Origin of the sequence: Flavobacterium sp., assembly GCF_003525665.1 — a bacterium.
Lineage (GTDB): Bacteria > Bacteroidota > Bacteroidia > Flavobacteriales > Flavobacteriaceae > Flavobacterium.
Map to the genome: position 1 here is coordinate 1 of NZ_DQDX01000036.1, position 18,489 is coordinate 18,489.

The 18,489-nt window shown below is 31.9% G+C and carries 19 protein-coding genes; 7 read left to right on the forward strand and 12 right to left on the reverse strand.

The annotated features are described in order from the left end of the window. The coding region (locus DIU01_RS02390) for a hypothetical protein (protein WP_290831662.1) at positions 1-556 on the forward strand (556 nt) is incomplete at its 5' end. A gap of 68 nt (positions 557-624) precedes the next feature. Here DIU01_RS02390 and DIU01_RS02395 read toward each other — a convergent pair. Then, positions 625-3,255 carry a valine--tRNA ligase gene (locus DIU01_RS02395; protein ID WP_290831663.1) on the reverse strand — a complete coding sequence of 877 codons (2,631 nt, stop codon included), beginning with the start codon at positions 3,253-3,255 and terminating at the stop codon, positions 625-627. A gap of 332 nt (positions 3,256-3,587) precedes the next feature. On the opposite strand from DIU01_RS02395, the gene DIU01_RS02400 reads away from it, so the two are divergent. Then, positions 3,588-4,013 carry a DUF1573 domain-containing protein gene (locus DIU01_RS02400; RefSeq protein ID WP_290831664.1) on the forward strand — a complete coding sequence of 142 codons (426 nt, stop codon included), beginning with the start codon at positions 3,588-3,590 and terminating at the stop codon, positions 4,011-4,013. A 33-nt stretch (positions 4,014-4,046) separates the two neighbouring features. On the opposite strand, the gene DIU01_RS02405 is transcribed toward DIU01_RS02400, so the two are convergent. Then, positions 4,047-5,378 carry a PDZ domain-containing protein gene (locus DIU01_RS02405; protein ID WP_290831665.1) on the reverse strand — a complete coding sequence of 444 codons (1,332 nt, stop codon included), beginning with the start codon at positions 5,376-5,378 and terminating at the stop codon, positions 4,047-4,049. A gap of 105 nt (positions 5,379-5,483) precedes the next feature. Between DIU01_RS02405 and DIU01_RS02410 the strand changes: the two genes are divergently transcribed. Then, positions 5,484-6,680, forward strand: coding sequence for a pyridoxal phosphate-dependent aminotransferase (locus DIU01_RS02410; protein ID WP_290831666.1), 1,197 nt, complete (start codon positions 5,484-5,486; stop codon positions 6,678-6,680). Between the two features lie 84 nt (positions 6,681-6,764). Here the strand turns inward: DIU01_RS02410 and DIU01_RS02415 are convergent, their stop codons facing one another. After that, positions 6,765-7,955, reverse strand: coding sequence for a M28 family peptidase (locus tag DIU01_RS02415; protein WP_290831667.1), 1,191 nt, complete (start codon positions 7,953-7,955; stop codon positions 6,765-6,767). 264 nt (positions 7,956-8,219) lie between these two features. On the opposite strand from DIU01_RS02415, the gene DIU01_RS02420 reads away from it, so the two are divergent. Further along, positions 8,220-8,846 carry a hypothetical protein gene (locus tag DIU01_RS02420; protein WP_290831668.1) on the forward strand — a complete coding sequence of 209 codons (627 nt, stop codon included), beginning with the start codon at positions 8,220-8,222 and terminating at the stop codon, positions 8,844-8,846. A gap of 69 nt (positions 8,847-8,915) precedes the next feature. Here the strand turns inward: DIU01_RS02420 and DIU01_RS02425 are convergent, their stop codons facing one another. The 4 genes from DIU01_RS02425 to DIU01_RS02440 all read right to left on the reverse strand — a co-directional run bounded on the left by DIU01_RS02425 (position 8,916) and on the right by DIU01_RS02440 (position 11,523). Next, the gene (locus DIU01_RS02425) at positions 8,916-9,752 is read right to left on the reverse strand and encodes a DUF5777 family beta-barrel protein (protein ID WP_290831669.1); all 837 of its coding nucleotides are present in this window, start codon (positions 9,750-9,752) and stop codon (positions 8,916-8,918) included. A 95-nt stretch (positions 9,753-9,847) separates the two neighbouring features. Further along, positions 9,848-10,621, reverse strand: coding sequence for a T9SS type A sorting domain-containing protein (locus tag DIU01_RS02430; RefSeq protein ID WP_290831670.1), 774 nt, complete (start codon positions 10,619-10,621; stop codon positions 9,848-9,850). Positions 10,622-10,627: 6 nt separating this feature from the next. Further along, positions 10,628-11,140 carry an ankyrin repeat domain-containing protein gene (locus DIU01_RS02435; protein ID WP_290831671.1) on the reverse strand — a complete coding sequence of 171 codons (513 nt, stop codon included), beginning with the start codon at positions 11,138-11,140 and terminating at the stop codon, positions 10,628-10,630. Between the two features lie 2 nt (positions 11,141-11,142). Then, complete coding sequence (locus DIU01_RS02440) at positions 11,143-11,523, reverse strand: hypothetical protein (protein WP_290831672.1); 381 nt, start codon at positions 11,521-11,523, stop codon at positions 11,143-11,145. Between the two features lie 78 nt (positions 11,524-11,601). Between DIU01_RS02440 and DIU01_RS02445 the strand changes: the two genes are divergently transcribed. Together DIU01_RS02445 and DIU01_RS02450 are read left to right on the forward strand one after the other, a co-directional pair. Beyond that, complete coding sequence (locus tag DIU01_RS02445) at positions 11,602-11,964, forward strand: hypothetical protein (RefSeq protein ID WP_290831673.1); 363 nt, start codon at positions 11,602-11,604, stop codon at positions 11,962-11,964. 28 nt (positions 11,965-11,992) lie between these two features. Continuing rightward, positions 11,993-12,532: a YceI family protein gene (locus tag DIU01_RS02450; RefSeq protein WP_290831674.1), complete on the forward strand. Its 540-nt coding sequence runs from the start codon at positions 11,993-11,995 to the stop codon at positions 12,530-12,532. On the opposite strand, the gene DIU01_RS02455 is transcribed toward DIU01_RS02450, so the two are convergent. The 3 genes from DIU01_RS02455 to ffh all read right to left on the reverse strand — a co-directional run bounded on the left by DIU01_RS02455 (position 12,533) and on the right by ffh (position 15,365). Next, positions 12,533-13,030 (reverse strand): GNAT family N-acetyltransferase, encoded by a 498-nt coding sequence (locus DIU01_RS02455; RefSeq protein ID WP_290831675.1) that lies wholly within the window; start codon positions 13,028-13,030, stop codon positions 12,533-12,535. Position 13,031: 1 nt separating this feature from the next. Beyond that, positions 13,032-13,916 (reverse strand): bifunctional 5,10-methylenetetrahydrofolate dehydrogenase/5,10-methenyltetrahydrofolate cyclohydrolase, encoded by an 885-nt coding sequence (locus DIU01_RS02460; RefSeq protein ID WP_290831676.1) that lies wholly within the window; start codon positions 13,914-13,916, stop codon positions 13,032-13,034. 111 nt (positions 13,917-14,027) lie between these two features. Then, a complete protein-coding gene (ffh, locus tag DIU01_RS02465; protein ID WP_290831677.1) occupies positions 14,028-15,365 on the reverse strand; it encodes a signal recognition particle protein in 1,338 nt (445 codons plus the stop codon). A 141-nt stretch (positions 15,366-15,506) separates the two neighbouring features. Here ffh and DIU01_RS02470 point away from each other — a divergent pair, with 141 nt between their 5' ends. Then, positions 15,507-16,289 carry a hypothetical protein gene (locus DIU01_RS02470; protein WP_290831678.1) on the forward strand — a complete coding sequence of 261 codons (783 nt, stop codon included), beginning with the start codon at positions 15,507-15,509 and terminating at the stop codon, positions 16,287-16,289. Positions 16,290-16,687: 398 nt separating this feature from the next. On the opposite strand, the gene DIU01_RS02475 is transcribed toward DIU01_RS02470, so the two are convergent. Continuing rightward, positions 16,688-17,191, reverse strand: coding sequence for a hypothetical protein (locus tag DIU01_RS02475; RefSeq protein WP_290831679.1), 504 nt, complete (start codon positions 17,189-17,191; stop codon positions 16,688-16,690). Positions 17,192-17,226: 35 nt separating this feature from the next. Next, positions 17,227-18,273, reverse strand: a complete 1,047-nt coding sequence (locus DIU01_RS02480; RefSeq protein WP_290831680.1) for a hypothetical protein — start codon at positions 18,271-18,273, stop codon at positions 17,227-17,229. Between the last annotated feature and the right edge of the window lie 216 nt (positions 18,274-18,489).

Consider the following 18,489-nt stretch of genomic DNA (forward strand, 5'->3'; position numbering starts at 1 on the left):
AGATAGATTTTATAATCATGTATTTTATCCTATAAGTTTCATTAAACGATTTCTTTATTCAAAAGGAGAAAAGCAGTTTATGGATAAATGGGTTGAAAATTTATTAGACAACATTAATTTACATTTAGAAAATGAAAATATCAAATTAAAGAATATAACTGAGCTAAATATAGTAAATCAAAAAGTCTATGTAAAACACAACAATATTTCTAAATTGGTTTATACAAAACTTTCAGATAACAGAACAATTGTTCCATTTGAAGTTTCACTTTTAAGAAAAATTGCGATTGATCACGAAAATCCTTTATATCATGTTATGATGGAAAACATTAAAAGTCTAAAAACATTCGATGAAATTACAGTTGAATTAAAAAAACATTTAAGTGGAACAGTAAATCCAAAAAAACTTAAAACAGCCTATAATGAAGTTTTAAATAGTGATTATGTAAACCATTTAAATATTGAAAATCTCAAAAATGAATTGGATTTTCTTTCATCAAAATCAATTTTACAATTAATGGATAGTAGAGAAAATGGCTCAAAAAACAAAAACTAATAGTTAATACAAATGCCTCAAATGTTAAGTTACTTTTGAGGCATTTTTATATAAATAATTTTATGTTTTTATTTCAAACTTGCAATACTCTGCTCGATTGTTGCAATTTTAGCAAGTGCATCGGCTTCTTTTTTGCGTTCGTTTTCAATGATTTCTGGTTTGGCATTGGCAACAAACTTCTCATTTGATAATTTTACTTGTACCGATTTTAAGAAACCAATTGTGTAAGTCAACTCTTCTGACAGTTTAGCTATTTCTGCTTCAACATCAATATTTCCTGTTATCGGAATAAAATATTCATTTGATTTCACTCTGTAAGATAACGCACCGTCAACTTTATCCGAAACATATTCTAATGAAGTGATGTTTCCTAATTTCATGATAACTGAATCGAAGTACGTTGAAGTTTTGTCATTATTTACCACTTTCAAATCGATGGCTTCTTTCATCGGAATGTTTTTATCTTTTCTGATGGTTCTAATTCCCGAAATTACTTCTATTGTAAAATCGAAATCGGTGATTAACTTTTCGTCATACGATTTTGCAACTGGCCATTCTCCAACAATTAAGGCTTGTTCTGGAGTTCGTTCTGCAATGTATTGCCAAATTTCTTCTGTTAAAAACGGCATAAATGGATGTAATAATTTCAAATTATTTTCAAGCATTTCGATCGCTTTATCAAACGTAGCTTTGTCAATTGGTTGTTGATACGCTGGTTTGATCATTTCTAAAAACCACGAACAAAAATCGTCCCAAACCAATTTGTAAATTGCCATTAACGCATCGGAAATTCTGTATTTATCAAAGTTTTCTTCGATTTCTATAAGTGTTCTTTGCAACTTGGTTTCATACCATTCGATAGCCACTTTAGAAGATTCCGGTTGCGGAATTGCATCCGAAACTTCCCAACCTTTTATTAATTTGAATGCATTCCAGATTTTGTTAGAAAATGCTTTTCCTTGGTTGCACAATTCTTCGTCGAACATGATGTCATTTCCTGCAGAAGTACTTAAAAGTAATCCAACACGAACACCATCGGCACCAAATTTTTCAATTAACTCTAATGGTTCTGGAGAATTTCCTAATGATTTCGACATCTTACGACGTTGTTTATCACGAACCAAACCAGTTAAATATACATTTGTAAATGGTTTTTCGCCTGCGTATTCGTAACCTGCAATAATCATTCTGGCAACCCAAAAGAACAAAATATCTGGACCTGTAACTAAATCATTGGTTGGATAATAGTATTTATAATCTTCATTTTCTGGATCAAGAATTCCACCAAAAACGGCTATTGGCCACAACCATGAAGAAAACCAAGTGTCTAATGCATCGGCATCTTGTTTTAAATCGTTTATGGTTAATTGTTTATTGTTTGTAGCTTCTTGTGCTAAAACTAAAGCCTCTTCAATATTTTTTGCAACTACAAAATCTTCTTTTCCATCTCCATAGAAATACGCCGGAATTTGTTGTCCCCACCAAAGTTGACGTGAAATATTCCAATCTCTAATATTTTCTAACCAATGTTTGTAGGTATTGTTGAAACGTGAAGGATATAATTTTACTTCTTCAGTTTCAAGAACAGCTTTTATGGCAGGTTTTACTAATTCTTCCATGCTCAAAAACCATTGATCTGATAAACGAGGTTCGATTACAGCTTTGGTTCTTTCTGAAGTTCCTACTTTATTAAGGTGTGTTTCTGTTTTTGCTAACGAACCATTATTTTCTAATTCGATTGCGATTTCTTCACGAGCTACAAAACGGTCTTTTCCTTGGTAATGCAATCCGAAAGAATTTAAAGTGGCATCTTCATTGAAAATATCGATGATTTCTAGGTTGTGTTTTTCACCTAGCGTTTTATCGTTCATGTCGTGTGCTGGCGTTACTTTTAAACAACCAGTTCCGAATTCTACATCAACATATTCATCTTCAATAATAGGAATAACTCTTCCTGATATTGGAATGATGGCTTTTTTACCTTTTAAATGTGTGAAACGTTCATCTGTAGGATTTATACAAATGGCAGTATCTCCAAAAATAGTTTCTGGACGTGTTGTTGCAACAGTTAAGAAATCTTCTGAACCTTCAATTTTATAGTTGATGAAATACAGTTTTCCTTGACGTTCTTCAAAGATTACTTCTTCGTCTGATAAAGTTGTTTTAGCTTCTGGATCCCAGTTTACCATTCGGTAACCTCTGTAAATCAATCCTTTGTTGTATAAATCTACAAAAGAATGAATTACTGATGCCGACATGTCTTCGTCCATTGTGAATTTTGTACGACTCCAATCGCATGAACATCCTAATTGCTTGAGTTGTTCAAGAATTGTTCCTCCATATTTATTGGTCCAATCCCAAGCGTGTTTTAGAAATTCTTCACGCGTTAAATCGTTTTTGTTGATTCCTTCGCTTTTTAGTTTGGCTACAACTTTGGCTTCGGTTGCAATTGAGGCGTGATCGGTTCCTGGAACCCAACATGCGTTGAAACCTTTAAGACGAGCACGACGAATTAATACATCTTGAATAGTGTTATTCAACATGTGTCCCATGTGCAAAACTCCGGTGACGTTTGGCGGAGGAATTACAATGGTATACGGCGTTCTATGGTCGGGTTTGGATGTGAAATAATCGTTTTTCATCCAGTAGTCGTACCATTTTTGTTCTACTTCTTTAGCGTTGAATTGTGCAGGAATCATATAATTTTAGATTTCAGATTTTAGATATTAGATTTCAGATAGAATCTGAAGGTATTTTTAATTTTGATACAAATAGTCAATACCATTACTAATTAGCCCTGATTGGAGCAAATATCCTTTTTCTTTTTTCTTTAAAAAGGAAAAGATATTGCGGAAAGCAGGAAAACGGATTGCTGACAAATCGCGAGCCATTCGCTTCTAATAAAACTTGGTATACTATTTGTAATATCTATGCAAAAGTAACTATTATGTGCTTTTATAAAAAATTAAGAATTAAATTTTTGTGTATTAATTTAAAGTAAGTATTTTTACCCAGAACAAATTTAGAAAAAATGAAAAAGATTATACTTTTTGTTTCAGTTTTAGTGAGTGCTGTGAGTTTTGCTCAAGCCAAAATTGAATTTAAAGCAAAGGACAATACTATTGATTATGGTACTGTTACTAAGGAGCAAGACAATGGAGTTCGTGTTTTTGAATTTACAAACACTGGAAATCAGCCGTTGATTATTACAAATGTTCAATCTACATGCGGTTGTACGGTTCCAACAAAACCTACGCAGCCAATTATGCCTGGAAAATCGGATAAGATTGAGGTTAAATATAATATGAGTCCGGGTCCGATTAGAAAAACGATTACTGTAGAAAGTAATGCTGCCAATGTGGAAGGCGGAAGAGTTTCATTGAAAATTAAAGGAGAAGTTATTGTAAAACAAGAAGTTAACCCTTTAGAGAAAAAGAAAACAAGTCCGATGCAATAATATTGAAACGCTCCAAATTGGAGCGTTTTTTTTTTACAACACTTTCTTTAATTGGAATTTAAAGTTAAGTAGTTTTCCTTTTCTATCTACTATCAAGTCGATGGTTTTTCCTTCACCCGATTTTAAAAGTTCGTTTAGTTGTTGTAATGAGTAATTGTATCCGTTTCGATTATTTACTTTTACAATGATGTCGTCTTTTAGAATTCCGGCGAAATCAGCAGGAGAATTTTTTCTGATGTTGGTTATAATATAAATAGGTTTTAGTTCGAATTTATATTTAAGATTATTTGCAATTTTCTCACCGTTTCCGTCAAGCAAATTGTAGGCTAATGATGGTTTGTCTTCATAGGATTCTTTAACCCATTGCAAACCTTCGTGTTGCAAGTCGATTCCAGACATGTTGAAATTGAACTCATCGTTAAAAAAATCGTTCTTTTTTAAGTACATAGTACTATTTGGATAGTCAAAATATACGGTGAATCTTTTCATTATTTCGGAACCAACTGATCCTAATCGGTTTTCTATTGCATCAATTTGCGTTGTTTCTGCTGCGTTTGGGAAGGCAATAATTGGCAAATTGAAAGCAATTTCGTTGATAGAAAATTTGGGAATTCTACCTCGATAACCAAAAACATCGCCGCTAAAACCTCTTCCCAGATAATCGTCTACATTAATTTCTGGAACTTGTATTTGCGAATTTTTTTCTTTGAAAAGCCAAACGGCATCACTATTTCCGGTATCGATGAGTAATTTGGCTTTTAAGTCATCCTTGTTTTTATCAAATTGTATTGCTGCTGTAAAATAAGGTTTGCCATTATTGAGAATTAGTGGCACTTTACTGAACGTTTTGGTGATTTTTTTAAGTTGTTTTTCTTGATTCCTGTAGATTGTGATTTTTTGAGATTCAAAATCAATTTTTACTAGATTATTTTTAAAGAAATGATACCCAATAATTCCGTTTACAGGCACACCAACATTGGATGAAATGTTTATGTCTTGATCTAAAACCAAATATAAGGAGTGATTTTTATCGATAAAACTTTTGGCTTTCACCACATTTAATGTCGATAGATATCCATCGAATGCTTCTTTTTTTCCGAAACCTTTAATTTTAACTTTTTCAACTTGAGCAAAACTTACTTCGTCTGTTTCATCTAAACTGAACAAGATAGATTCTTCAACGCCAGTATCTAAAAGGAAATTCAGCGGAATACCATTTACTTCTACTGTTATTATGATTAAATTATTTATAAATTTAAATGGTATGCTGACTTTGTTTTTGTTATCATCAAATTGAAATCCAGATTGAGAATAGACACTTTGAACTACAAGTAAAATAAAAACATAAAGTAATTTTAATCTCATGTAATTAGAATTTGATTAAAATTAAGAAAAAAAATAAGTGAAAATGCATTTTTAACAAATAATACGATAAAAAAATCGCAAATTTGCACAACTAAATTTTCAATCATGCCAAAAGTTTCAAACAAAGGAAAGCAAATGCCGGAATCACCAATTAGAAAATTGGTTCCGTATGCAGATATCGCTAAGAAAAAAGGTCATAAAGTATACCATTTAAATATTGGTCAACCCGATATTAAAACGCCAGAAGTTGCTATAAACGCAGTTAAAAATGTTGACATTAAAGTATTAGAATACAGTCATTCTGCTGGTTTTGAAAGCTATAGAACAAAACTTTCTCAATATTATAAAAATCACGGTTTACCAATTGATGTAGCCGATATTATCATCACAACTGGTGGATCTGAAGCATTACTTTTTGCTATGGGTAGCACGATGGATGTTGATGATGAAATTATTATTCCAGAGCCATTTTATGCTAATTACAACGGATTTTCTACTGCATCTGGCGTAAAAGTTGTACCTGTAATTTCTACAATTGATACTGGATTTGCTTTGCCTCCAATTTCAGATTTTGAAAAATTAATTACTTCAAAAACTAAAGCAATTTTAATTTGTAATCCAGGAAATCCAACTGGATATTTATATTCTCAAGAAGAGATTCAGCAATTGGCTGATCTTGTAAAAAAACATGATTTATTCTTGATTGCCGATGAAGTTTATCGTGAATTTATTTATGATGAAACCGAAAAACACTACTCAGTAATGAACGTTCCTGGAATTGAGGAAAACGCGATTATGATTGATTCTGTTTCTAAAAGATACAGTATGTGTGGCGCTCGAATTGGTTGTATTGTTTCTAAAAATAAAGAAGTAATGGCAACGGCAATGAAATTTGCACAAGCGCGATTGAGTCCGCCAACGTTTGCTCAAATTGCTAGCGAAGCTGCATTGGAAACTCCACAAAGTTATTTTGACGAAGTTATTGAAGAATACAAAGACAGACGCGACACTTTAATTGCTGAATTACAAAAAATTGAAGGCGTAAAAGTCGCTACTCCAAAAGGTGCTTTTTATTGTATTGCTCAATTGCCAATTGATAACGCAGATGCATTTGCACAATGGTTATTAGAATCGTATGACTTAAATGGTGAAACAGTTATGGTTGCTCCAGCGGCTGGATTTTACTCAACACCAAATGTAGGTTTGAACGAAGTTAGAATTGCTTATGTATTGAAAAAAGAAGACTTAATTCGTTCGGTAGAAATTCTAAAAGAAGGAATTAAAGTTTATAATTCGAAATAAGATTTTAAACTACAATTTATAAATAAAAAATGCTTCCAGAAACGGAAGCATTTTTTTTGTACACTATATAAAGATTAAAATTATTTAGTCAATCAAGATTTTTCTAGAAACCGATTGCTTATCAAAATTTAAAACACATAAATAAATTCCTTTAGAAAGTGAGCTAACATTTACTTGCTCAATATATTTTGCATTATCATACTTTTTATTTAAAACTACTTTACCATTGATGTCGATTAAAGAAAATTGGTAGCCTTCACTAGGAATAGTTCCTTTGGTGATATTTAAAATTTCTTTGGTTGGATTTGGATAAAAACTCACTTGAAAATCGGTATTAAAGCTTTCCGTTTCTAAAGTAGATGTACTTGCTACTGCAAAATGCATCGTGGCTCCAACAGCAGCTTTGGCAACATTAAAATTGTAAACTGGATCCATATTTACTAAAAAATCGGTTGCAGTATGTCTGTGAGTCGTTTCATTTGTTTCGAAAAAACCAGTTATCACTTCGTTATTATCTTCAAATGGCATATAATCTGAAGCATACGCATACGATAATGTAGTATTTAAAGAAGTATACAATCCAACGCAATTGATTAATTGGTTAGTGATTGTATTTGACGCAGCATTATTAGAAGTTGGACTTCCTGTATCTCTTTCGCAAGTTATGTTGTTGTTTATCATTCCGGCAACGCCACCAACTTCATCTAAATTAAAAACTAATTTAATATTCATTTTTGGTGTTGTAGAGTTCACAACCGAACTTACATAATGTTGACTTCCCACAAGTCCATCTTCTTCTCCACTGAAATTTATAAACTTTATAGAGTATTCGGTTGGAATATTTTGCAATAAACGAGCAACTTCTAGAATTGAAACCACGCCACTTCCATTATCATTAGTTCCAGTTCCAACTACAGAATCATAGTGTCCGCAAACAATAACATAGGTATTTGGATACAATGTTCCGACTTTAGTTAGAATTAAATTTTTACAAGTAAACGCTCCATTTGTAAAAGAATCTTCTTGCATCTGACTTGCTGTATATCCGTAACTTAGATATTTATTTTTTAACCAATTCAGTGTGTTTTGTAAAGGTGCAGTTCCTCTTCTTTTAACACCTAAAGCTTCAAATTCGGTAAGATTTGTGGTGATATTATTTTGTGATGTTTGATTCACCACTGTCTGATAAGCCGGAATAAATGTTTGTGAATTAACAGTAAAGAAACTTATAAGTGTAAAAGCAAATAAAAGCGTGCTTCTTGAATTAGAATTCATAAAAAAAATTTGGTATTAATTTATATATGGCAACAAAAATATAAAAAAAATAACGACTTAATAATAAAACACAATAAACTTTGAATTATCCAAAATTTGAATTAATCAAATGTAATTCAACCACTTAATAATCGTTAACAAATCGTTGACAAATCATTATACTGGCTTTGGCACACATCTTGGAATGTATCAAGTATCAGAAAATATCTGGTCGAAGAAACTGAAAATCGAAAGAGTAAGTACAAAACATTAATTCTAAATATCATGAAAAAAATTACATTATTAGTAGCTAGCATTTTACTAGTTGGAAGTGTAGCGAACGCATCAGAATTAAAACGTACTGATGAAGGAACAATAACAAGAGCGAGCTTTAACGATGAGCCATTATCTTTTGTAGAACGCGGCATTGAGTTCTTTGTTTTTCCAAATGGAGATTTCGATTTTAACACTCGTCCAAATGATTCTCAAGGAGATTATTTCTTTAAAAGTGCTGGAAGAAGAAGTGCCGAAGTAGCAAGAAACAACAGACCAGTTAACTACGGAACTTTAATAGAACACGATAGTTTTGGTAGAGTTAGAAGAGTTGGAAACACCTTCATTAACTACGATAACCAAGATAGAGTAAGCCGAATTGGAACGGTTTACATGAGATACAACAGATTTGCTCTTACACAAATTGGTGGAATGCGAATAGTGTACAACAGAAGAGGTGAAATTGTAGATACTATTGGAAGCATAAAAGGTAGAAGAAACGCTGGGTTTACCAACGATTACTACTATGGTCCAACTACAAACAACACTGATTATGCTTACAACAACAGCAATAACAACGACGATTACTACTACTATAAAGCTGATGGTACAAAAGCTAAAGTAGAAGACAAAAAATAAAGATTGATTGGTTGATTAGGTTTTTTTTTAATCCTGCAAATTCTGAAAAGAAGATGCAGGATTTTTTTTTTAGAAAACTCTCAACAAGTTAAATCCGAAGAAGACATCGCCTTTGGTCCAATCGCCAGTTGTATTTCCTAAGAAACCCGATTCGTGAATTCCTTGTGAACTACTAAAATGCATTTGAAAAACGTGTCCACCAGTTTCTAAATCCACTCCAATTGATAACGGATTTTTAAATCTTGATGTTGAAGAACGATTTAAATGAGCTGCATAATCGACATTCAATGACCAACGATTAGTAAGTTTATAACGTCCGCCCATTCCTATTGCAAATTGGCTGTTTTCTTGATTGTCATCTTCTACGAAATTCTCGTGAAAATACGTCGGAGCCAATTCTAAAGAGAATTTATTACTGAATTTTCTAGAAACCAATAATTGCGAAACATAGATTAATCTATCTTCAAATTCCATGTTTGGATAATTGCTTTCCTTTAAAGTATTGTTGATTCCTAAGCTTGAAAATCCAACAATTGCAACTGGAAAACCATCTTTTATTTGTGGTTGAAGCATTACTTTGGCAGCAAAATCATAAACTAATTCGCTTCTTGCTCCGCTTACTGTAAGCCAATCGTTTACACCGTAAACAAATTTTAATTGCGTTGCTGCATTGTCCAATCCGAAGAAACCTTCAAAACCATCTTTAACCGAACCAAATCTGTGGGAAACAATAAAATACAAATCGCCTTTGGCAGCCAATTTTGTAGATTCAATATTGACGATTTTCAAACCCTTAAAAGCCGATTCTACTCGTTCATTGGTAGCAACCGAATCGATTTCTTTTAATAAATCATCTTGTGCAAAAAGCGTAAAAGGAAACAATAACAAAACTAAAATCTTTTTCATATTTTTATAATTAATTGTACATAAAAAACCGTGCTATCTTACATTTTGAAAAAGACAACACGGTTCTATTAATTTGTGGAAATCTATTTATAAACCTAGTTTACAATGATTTTCTTCCAAGATTTCTCTGTGTCGTTAACTAATTCAATTAGATAAACTCCTGTAGACAAACCATTGATGTTGATTGCTGCATTATCTGCATTATTTTCTACTTCAACTGTTTTTACAAAAGCACCTGTTTGAGTATATACGTTAACTTTAGTGATAATGGTTTCCGATTTAATATTAAAATCTCCATTAGACGGATTTGGATATACTTGTGCGTTGTTTAAAGAGAATTTGTCTAAGCTAAGAGTTGTAGCTGTATCAACTAAAACACCTCTGTTTCCTCCGCCATGGTAACTTGTTACAGCATACGTTGCTGAATTTGCAATTGCCCATGCTAAATCAATATTTGCATCAGCGTAATTAAAAGTATAATCGTTTACATCGCCTGTATTAAATGGACGAGTAAAAACAATAGTTCTTTGTGTAGCACCAGTAGGATTATTAGAAACAAAAGTCCAATTATTAGTTGCATCTACAGATGGTGCTGATCCAATACCAACATGTCTCGCATCTACCAAAGTAGTATTATTCCAATAAACAACATCGGTTCCTGCTTGCATACCACCAGTAAAAGATCCAAATTGTAATGAAAACCATTTGTCATTTGGTCCTGTTAAAGATAAGGTAACCGTAGATGTGGCATTGTTTAGAGTAAGATTTGCCGACATATTCGCACCTAAGGCAATATTTCCGGTAGATTTAGATTGAGCAAAAGCACCCAAACTAAGTAAGGTTAATAAAAGAGTAATTTTCAATTTCATAGCATTTTATTTTAAGAGGTTAATTATATTTTCGTTTTTAGAAAAAACAGCAAACTCAAATGCCGTTCTTCCTTGTTTGTCTAATAGCGTTTTGTCGGCTTTGTATTGCAATAGTAATTTGACAATCGCTTCGTTTTTAAATTGTGTAGCATACATTAAGGCCGTTATTCCTTCAAAATTGGTCAAGTTAGGATTTGCACCTTTACTTAATAATAATTGTGTCAACTTCGCATCACCTTTCACCGTTGCTGCCATTAATGCTGTTCCTTCTTCAGATACGTAATCTAAGTTGGCTTTAGTTTTTATAAAAAATTCGGCTAACTCATATTTCCCTTTGTAACAAGCTAGAATTAAGGGTGAAAATCCGTATTCGTTTATTTTGTTGATTGCTTCACTATTATTTTTCAAAAACAATTCGGCTTCTTCCACAGTTCCTGATCTTGCAATTGTAAAAATGTCTTTCTCTTGAGCAAAGCTTAAAAAAGAATTCAATACTAGAATTACTAGAAGTTTTTTCATCATTATTCAATTACGCAATTGTCCATTTTATATTCTTCAAGCAAATCGTCGTAACCAATAAATCTTCCTTTTACTGTTACTTTATCACCTTTTTTCACATTTACTTTACCTTTAATTGTTGCCGATAAATTAGAATCGACAATAATTTCGTTGGTTTCTAAATCTAAACTAGTAACTTCTCCGTAAATAGCTATAGCTTTGTCTAGGTATTTAGTGTTTGCAACACTATCATTCTTTTCGAAATCTGCTTTTAAATCAGCTAAAGTAATTTTAAAAGAAGCCTCTTCACTGCTCACATCACGATGGTCTTTGTAAACATATTTATATCCTGCAAAACCAAAAATTATAACAATAACTAAAACAATTAATAACTTTTTTTTCATTTTCATAATAATTAATCAAAACTAATAATTTTTTTTTAATTTTAACAAATGATTTAAATCATATTTAAATAAAAATCTATGAAAACCAGAATCTTACCTTTTTTAACTGTACTTGTTCTACCATTTACAAGTTGTACTGATAGTAGTACCGATGATTTAATTGACTCACAACCAGTTGCTGAAATTACTTACACTTCTGCTGTAAAGAGTATTATTGACAATAACTGCATTCAATGCCATGGAGCAACACCAACAAATGGTGCTCCAAACTCTTTAACAACATACGAAAATGTTAGAGATGCGGTTTTAAACGCAGGCTTAATTAATAGAATTTCTAGAAATGAAGGAGCAAGCGGTGCAATGCCATTGGGCGGACCAAGATTACCTCAAGCTTCAATTAATTTAATAAGTCAGTGGAACAGTGAAGGTTTGGCTGAATAATTAATATACACTTTTAAAAAATACATTTATGAAAAATATAATTATCGCAATTTTCTTACTTACTAGTTCGATTGTAGTTGCACAAGACAAAATAGTTACTAAAAACGGTTCGCTAGCATTTGAAGCATCGGTTCCAGCATTTGAAGAAATAAAAGCTAAAAATGATGGTGTAACAATTATTATAAATACTAAAACTGGTGAAATTGCCTCACTTGCTTTGGTCAAAGGATTTAAATTCAAAATCGCTTTGATGGAAGAACACTTTAATGAAAACTACATGGAAAGTGATAAATATCCGAAATCGACTTTTAAAGGAAAAATTGAAAATTTCGATTATTCTAAATTGACTTCAGATGCTAAAAGTTTTACCGTAAAAGGAAAGCTAGAACTTCACGGAAAATCGAAAGACATTACCATAACGGCTTCTATCAAGAAAACGGCTAATGGAGTTTCGATAGTATCTAATTTCACTGTAAATACCGATGATTTTGATATTAAAATTCCGAGTGTTGTGAGCAAAAAAGTTTCTAGAAAGGTGAATGTTAAATTAGAAGGAACTTTGAAATAATTATTTAGGAAACTTAAATTCCATTATATAATCATCCATAATGTAGTTGTTTCCTATGTCGATTTTGATTTCCTTAGTGATTTCGAAACCATATTTTAGGTAGAATTCTTTCGATTTATTGAATCGATTTACGTTTAAAATAAGTCCGGAATTTTTATTGTCAATTGCAATTTGTTTGATGTAATTTATCAAATGTTTTCCAATTCCTTTGCCTTGAATTTCTGGTAAAACATATAATTTTTGAATCTTAGTTTTATTCGAATTTTCGAAATTTAATTCATGAGAAGCAAATCCGACGAATTGATTATCGTCTTCTACTAAAAGAAAAACATGATTGTTATCGACTTGTTTTTCGAGTGATTCGATAGTATAAATTAAATCCAACATATAATCCAATTGCTCTTGGGAAAGAATTTCTCCATAAGCAACAGGCCAAATTGTATAAGCCAACTCCTTAATAATAAAGAGTTGGCTTTTTTGTGCAATAGAAATTGTCATTTTATTTTTTTAATCTTTTTTGTTCTCTTGCTAAAAGTGTGTTTTTAAGCAACATGGCAATTGTCATTGGTCCAACTCCTCCAGGAACAGGTGTGATGAACGAAGCTTTTTTAGAAACCATTTCAAAATCTACGTCACCAGTAATTCGGTATCCTTTTTCAGAAGTTTCATCGATAACACGAGTAATACCAACGTCAATAATTACAGCATCATCTTTAATCATTTCGGCTTTCAAATAATTAGGAACACCAAGTGCGGTGATGATAATATCGGCTTGAGAAGTGATTTGATTGATGTTTTTAGTATGACTGTGCGTTAATGTAACAGTTGAATTTCCTGGGAAACCTTTCCTTCCCATTAAAATACTCATTGGTCGACCAACAATGTGACTTCTACCAATTACAACAGTATGTTTTCCTTCGGTTGTAACATTGTAACGTTCTAATAATTCTAGAATTCCAAAAGGTGTCGCCGGAATAAATGTAGTCATATCCAATGCCATTTTTCCGAAATTTTCAGGATGAAATCCGTCAACATCTTTACTTGGATCAATTGACATAATGATGTTTTGAGTATCAATTTGTTTTGGTAACGGCAACTGAACTATAAATCCATCGATATTATCATCTTGATTTAGTTCTTTGATTTTTTTAAGCAATTCCGTTTCAGATGTTGTGCTTGGCATTTTCACTAAAGTCGATTCAAAACCAACGCGTTCACATGCTTTTACTTTGCTTCCAACATAAGTCAAACTTGCTCCGTCGTTTCCAACAATAATTGCTGCAAGATGTGGCACTTTTTCACCGTTGTCCTTCATCTTTTGGACTTCGGCTGCTATTTCATTTTTAATATCTTCCGATACTTTTTTTCCGTCTAAAATTTGCATTTTGTGTAGTTATTTGTGTTGTGTGATATTTAATATTGGGAATTCATTTTATTGAATTCAATAAATTGAATTCAATAAAAAAAGACGCGATAAATCGCGTCTCTACATTTTTTATTTCATGCCTTTCATGTTGCCCATCATGCGCATCATATTTTTTCCACCTGGACCTTGCATCATTTTCATCATTTTGCTCATCTGGTCGAATTGCTTTAACAACTGATTTACCTGTTCTATTTTGGTTCCAGAACCTTTGGCAATTCTGGTTTTTCTTTTCATATCTAAAAGTGCTGGCTTCGTTCTTTCAACCGGCGTCATTGAATGAATGATGGCTTCAATATGTTTGAAAGCATCGTCTTCAATTTCTACATCTTTCATTACTTTACCGGCACCAGGAATCATTCCAACTAAATCTTTCATGCTACCCATTTTTTTAATTTGTTGGATTTGCACTAAGAAATCATCAAAACCGAATTCGTTTTTAGCAATTTTCTTCTGTAATTTTCTTGCTTCTTCTTCGTCATATTGCTCTTGTGCTCTTTCTACAAGAGACACAACGTCACCCATACCCAAAATTCTATCGGCCATACGTGACGGATAAAACACATCAATAGCATCCATTTTTTCACCGGTTCCGATGAATTTTATTGGTTTGTTTACTACTGATTTAATAGAAATTGCAGCTCCACCACGAGTATCACCGTCTAATTTTGTTAAGATAACTCCATCAAAATTTAATCTATCGTTGAATGCTTTTGCAGTATTTACAGCATCTTGACCTGTCATAGAATCTACTACAAACAAGGTTTCGTGTGGTTGAATTGCTTTATGAACATTGGCAATTTCGTTCATCATTTCCTCATCAACGGCTAAACGACCTGCAGTATCGACAATTACTACGTTAAAACCATTGGCTTTAGCATAAGCAATTGCATTTTGAGAAATTGAAACTGGATTTTTATTTTCTGGTTCCGAATAAACCTCTACTCCTATTTGACCTCCAACAACATGCAACTGGTTGATTGCCGCAGGACGATAAATATCACAAGCTACCAAAAGTGGTTTTTTGTTCTTCTTAGTTTTTAAATAATTAGCCAATTTACCAGAGAACGTAGTTTTACCCGAACCTTGTAAACCCGACATTAATATTACAGTTGGATTACCAGAAAGGTTTACTCCTGCAGCATCGCCACCCATTAACTCAACTAGTTCGTCCTTAACTATTTTTACAAGTAATTGACCTGGCTCAAGTGTAGTTAAAACGTTTTGTCCGATTGCTTTTTCTTTTACTGTTGTAGTAAAATCTTTGGCAATTTTAAAGTTAACATCGGCATCAAGTAACGCACGACGAACTTCTTTAAGAGTTTCTGCAACGTTTACTTCAGTGATTTTTCCGTGTCCTTTTAGGATATGAAATGCTTTATCTAATTTATCGCTTAAATTATTGAACATAGTTTTCTGTTTTATTAAGTTGCAAATATAAGGTAAAGGTTTTGAGCATCAAAAAATGATTTATGCAAATTTTTTAAAACTATTGGTAGGGTAATTTCAATGTGAAATGTTTTACTACTATAAACATAAAAAAATACTATTATGAAAAACAGAAAAACATTACTTGGGCTTGTTGCTGTTATTTTGGCAAGTACAACTTCATGCAGTACCGATGACAATCAATCATCTGAAAATTTAAAAATTCAAGCAAAAGCTACTTATTCTGGAACTTCGGCTAAAACAACGAATGCTGTTAGTATTACAGAATTTCAAATCAATTTAAAAAATATTGAATTTGAATTGGATGATGATTTTTATGATGATGACGATGATAACTATGGCGATGGTTTTTATGGCGATGATGACGAATTTAAATTGAGCGGTCCATTCGAATTGGATTTATTAAGTGGAATTACGACAATTACCACTCTTGACATTCCAAATGGAGTTTATGAAGAAGTTAAATTTAATATGCATAAAAGTGTCAATGCAGCTAGTCCTTTGTTTAACAAATCGGTTCAAATAAAAGGTACAATAAATGACATTCCATTTGTATTTTGGCATGACATTAGTGAAGAATTTGAAATTGACTACGATGATGCCAATCAAGATCTTACAATTACAAACAATAGTGCTACGATAGTTTTTGATTTTAATTTGGATGCTATTTTAGCTTCGGTAGATTTAACAACGGCTACTGATGGAAATAATGATGGTCTTATCGAAATTAGTCCGATTGATACCGATGGAAATAACGGTTTGGCTAATTTAATCAAGAACAAAATTAAAGATGCTACTGATTTGTACGATGACAATGATGATGACGGAAATGACGATGACGACGACGATAACGATGATGATGGCAAAATAAAATCAGTAAAATAATTTACTTTTTTAAATAAAATTAGGTTCAAATGAATTATCATTTGAACCTTTTTTTTGTGATTATTCGTAAGTAATTAACTCCTTATTTAAGCTTTTGAAATGAATTTCTATTGACATAAGAAAGCAATTGGAAACATTTATAGCATACTTATTTTCAAATAAATGAAAGAGATGTAGCGTCAGACAACTAGAAGTAATTAAAGCTAGCGTAAAGAATTCATTCTACAACCTTCAAAACAATTCAACTGATTTAAAAGGCGAAAACTAAGTTTAAAATCCAACTTAATTATAAATAAACTTCAATTTAAAAGCTACAAAACAATTTAGGAAAAAACTTAAATACAAAAAAACCATTCAAAAATTTGAATGGTTAATTTACATGCATAAAGTAGGTTACATTAATTTTTTTCGAAAGTCAAATAATCAGTTCCACCATTTCCTCCGCTTACATCAATCAATTCTATCTTGGTTGCAGTTCTTGAAACGATATCCCAATCATCAGATAAATCTGCGAAATTTGCTGGAGATGAAAAAAGAATATTAAAATCTAAATCACTACTTGGATTATCATCATCACTATCATCATTTGTAACAGACCATGAACCTGTGTAGGTATTTGTTCCATTAGTTGCTGTCAAAACATTTGACGAACCAAAAGTGAAATTGTATCCAGCAAAATCACTAGTTTCATTAGAATCAGTATCGAAATAATAAGTTACGCGCCATGTTCCAGAAGTTACTGTGTTAATAACCGGCGTTGGATCGGAAGATGAATTATTATTGTCATCATCATTACTACAAGTAGATGCCATATTCATAAAAAATACGACAGATAGAAAAGGAATAATCGCTATTTTTTTTCCTTTTTCCAATAAAGAATTGGTACTGTTTTTTGTTTTCATTGTGTTCATACTATTGGTTTATTTATTGTTGGTTTTTAATTTTTTGTAAAATATAAATAATCTGTTCCGCCATTGCCACCACTTACATGCTTAAGTTTTATGACTGTTGAAGAATATTCTGTAATTTCCCAATCTTCTTCTAATTCATCTAAATTGTAATCATTAAAATTTAATTCCATTATATCATCGCCACTGTCAATATAACTGCTCCAACTTCCAGTAGTTGTTGTTGAAGCTTTCACTACTGTAATCGTTCCGGTTGTAGAAAATGTAAAATTATAGCCGATATAATCGCTCGTTTCATTGTCATCGTCTTCGAAAAAATAAGAAATATACCAAGTTCCATTTGTAATAACATCAGAAAAATTGGCATTTCCTCCGCCACCGCCACCAGAATTATCATCGCAATCATCGATAGCTTCTTCAATTATTTCTTCTAACTGACTGTTGCTATTAATGACAACATTATTGCCGTTGGAATCTACAAGAGAAATTGGGTAGTTGATTGCAATAAATTCGTTTTCATCTAGATTCTCTATAAAATTATAAAACTGAACATCATTAGTTATTGTCAATGTACTAGCCAATTGATTGTTGCTGTCATATATATTTAAGACAACAGGATAATTTAGAGTAATACAATCAATTTCATCAAAATCATCGTCGTCATCTTCTTCACAATCGTCTAAGACATCATCTAAAGCATCAGCATTATTTATAACTTGAGTAGAAAAATTTTGATACTGAATAGTTATCGGATAAATGAAATTTACAATATCGTCATCATCAGAAAAAGCGTCGATGGCATCTTGAACCGTTTGATAATCAGCTTGAGTTTGAACAACTACATTAGCACCATTTACAATAACGGTTACTGGCAATTGCACACTAAAACAACTAGAATTATCTAAAACATTATCTTGTGAAGTAGCGTTTTGCGAAACTCTAGATAATAAATTTACTAATGGTGAAGTTTTATTTAAGTTTTGCGTTGGATCTTGAATCACTTCGTTTTCTTCTTTTTGACAAGAGAAAAATAAAATAGATAAAAAACCTAGTAAAATAAATTGATTAGCTCTCATAATATGCACGTATTTAATTAAAAACAATTGACCTAAATAAAACCCTACCTAAAAATAAAAAAAATAATTACATTTACACTACTTTATACCTCATTAAATTCTAAAGAAAAAAATGTCGGACACTTGCCAAGAAAATGTTTTTTCAGAATTCTTTAAAAATCATGTAAAACAGTTACGAAATTTTCTGCTTTACAAATTTGGAAATCAAGATCAAGA

What these genes read in the sequence shown, in the direction of transcription:
- DIU01_RS02475 (WP_290831679.1), bottom strand. Translation starts at nt 17,191, where the DNA reads ATGAAAACAAAAAACAGTACCAATTCTTTATTGGAAAAAGGAAAAAAA.
- DIU01_RS02445 (WP_290831673.1), top strand. Translation starts at nt 11,602, where the DNA reads ATGAAAACCAGAATCTTACCTTTTTTAACTGTACTTGTTCTACCATTT.
- DIU01_RS02420 (WP_290831668.1), top strand. Translation starts at nt 8,220, where the DNA reads ATGAAAAAAATTACATTATTAGTAGCTAGCATTTTACTAGTTGGAAGT.
- DIU01_RS02415 (WP_290831667.1), bottom strand. Translation starts at nt 7,955, where the DNA reads ATGAATTCTAATTCAAGAAGCACGCTTTTATTTGCTTTTACACTTATA.
- DIU01_RS02450 (WP_290831674.1), top strand. Translation starts at nt 11,993, where the DNA reads ATGAAAAATATAATTATCGCAATTTTCTTACTTACTAGTTCGATTGTA.
- DIU01_RS02430 (WP_290831670.1), bottom strand. Translation starts at nt 10,621, where the DNA reads ATGAAATTGAAAATTACTCTTTTATTAACCTTACTTAGTTTGGGTGCT.
- DIU01_RS02410 (WP_290831666.1), top strand. Translation starts at nt 5,484, where the DNA reads ATGCCAAAAGTTTCAAACAAAGGAAAGCAAATGCCGGAATCACCAATT.
- DIU01_RS02480 (WP_290831680.1), bottom strand. Translation starts at nt 18,273, where the DNA reads ATGAGAGCTAATCAATTTATTTTACTAGGTTTTTTATCTATTTTATTT.
- ffh (WP_290831677.1), bottom strand. Translation starts at nt 15,365, where the DNA reads ATGTTCAATAATTTAAGCGATAAATTAGATAAAGCATTTCATATCCTA.
- DIU01_RS02425 (WP_290831669.1), bottom strand. Translation starts at nt 9,752, where the DNA reads ATGAAAAAGATTTTAGTTTTGTTATTGTTTCCTTTTACGCTTTTTGCA.
- DIU01_RS02440 (WP_290831672.1), bottom strand. Translation starts at nt 11,523, where the DNA reads ATGAAAAAAAAGTTATTAATTGTTTTAGTTATTGTTATAATTTTTGGT.
- DIU01_RS02400 (WP_290831664.1), top strand. Translation starts at nt 3,588, where the DNA reads ATGAAAAAGATTATACTTTTTGTTTCAGTTTTAGTGAGTGCTGTGAGT.
- DIU01_RS02395 (WP_290831663.1), bottom strand. Translation starts at nt 3,255, where the DNA reads ATGATTCCTGCACAATTCAACGCTAAAGAAGTAGAACAAAAATGGTAC.
- DIU01_RS02470 (WP_290831678.1), top strand. Translation starts at nt 15,507, where the DNA reads ATGAAAAACAGAAAAACATTACTTGGGCTTGTTGCTGTTATTTTGGCA.
- DIU01_RS02405 (WP_290831665.1), bottom strand. Translation starts at nt 5,378, where the DNA reads ATGAGATTAAAATTACTTTATGTTTTTATTTTACTTGTAGTTCAAAGT.
- DIU01_RS02455 (WP_290831675.1), bottom strand. Translation starts at nt 13,030, where the DNA reads ATGACAATTTCTATTGCACAAAAAAGCCAACTCTTTATTATTAAGGAG.
- DIU01_RS02435 (WP_290831671.1), bottom strand. Translation starts at nt 11,140, where the DNA reads ATGAAAAAACTTCTAGTAATTCTAGTATTGAATTCTTTTTTAAGCTTT.
- DIU01_RS02460 (WP_290831676.1), bottom strand. Translation starts at nt 13,916, where the DNA reads ATGCAAATTTTAGACGGAAAAAAAGTATCGGAAGATATTAAAAATGAA.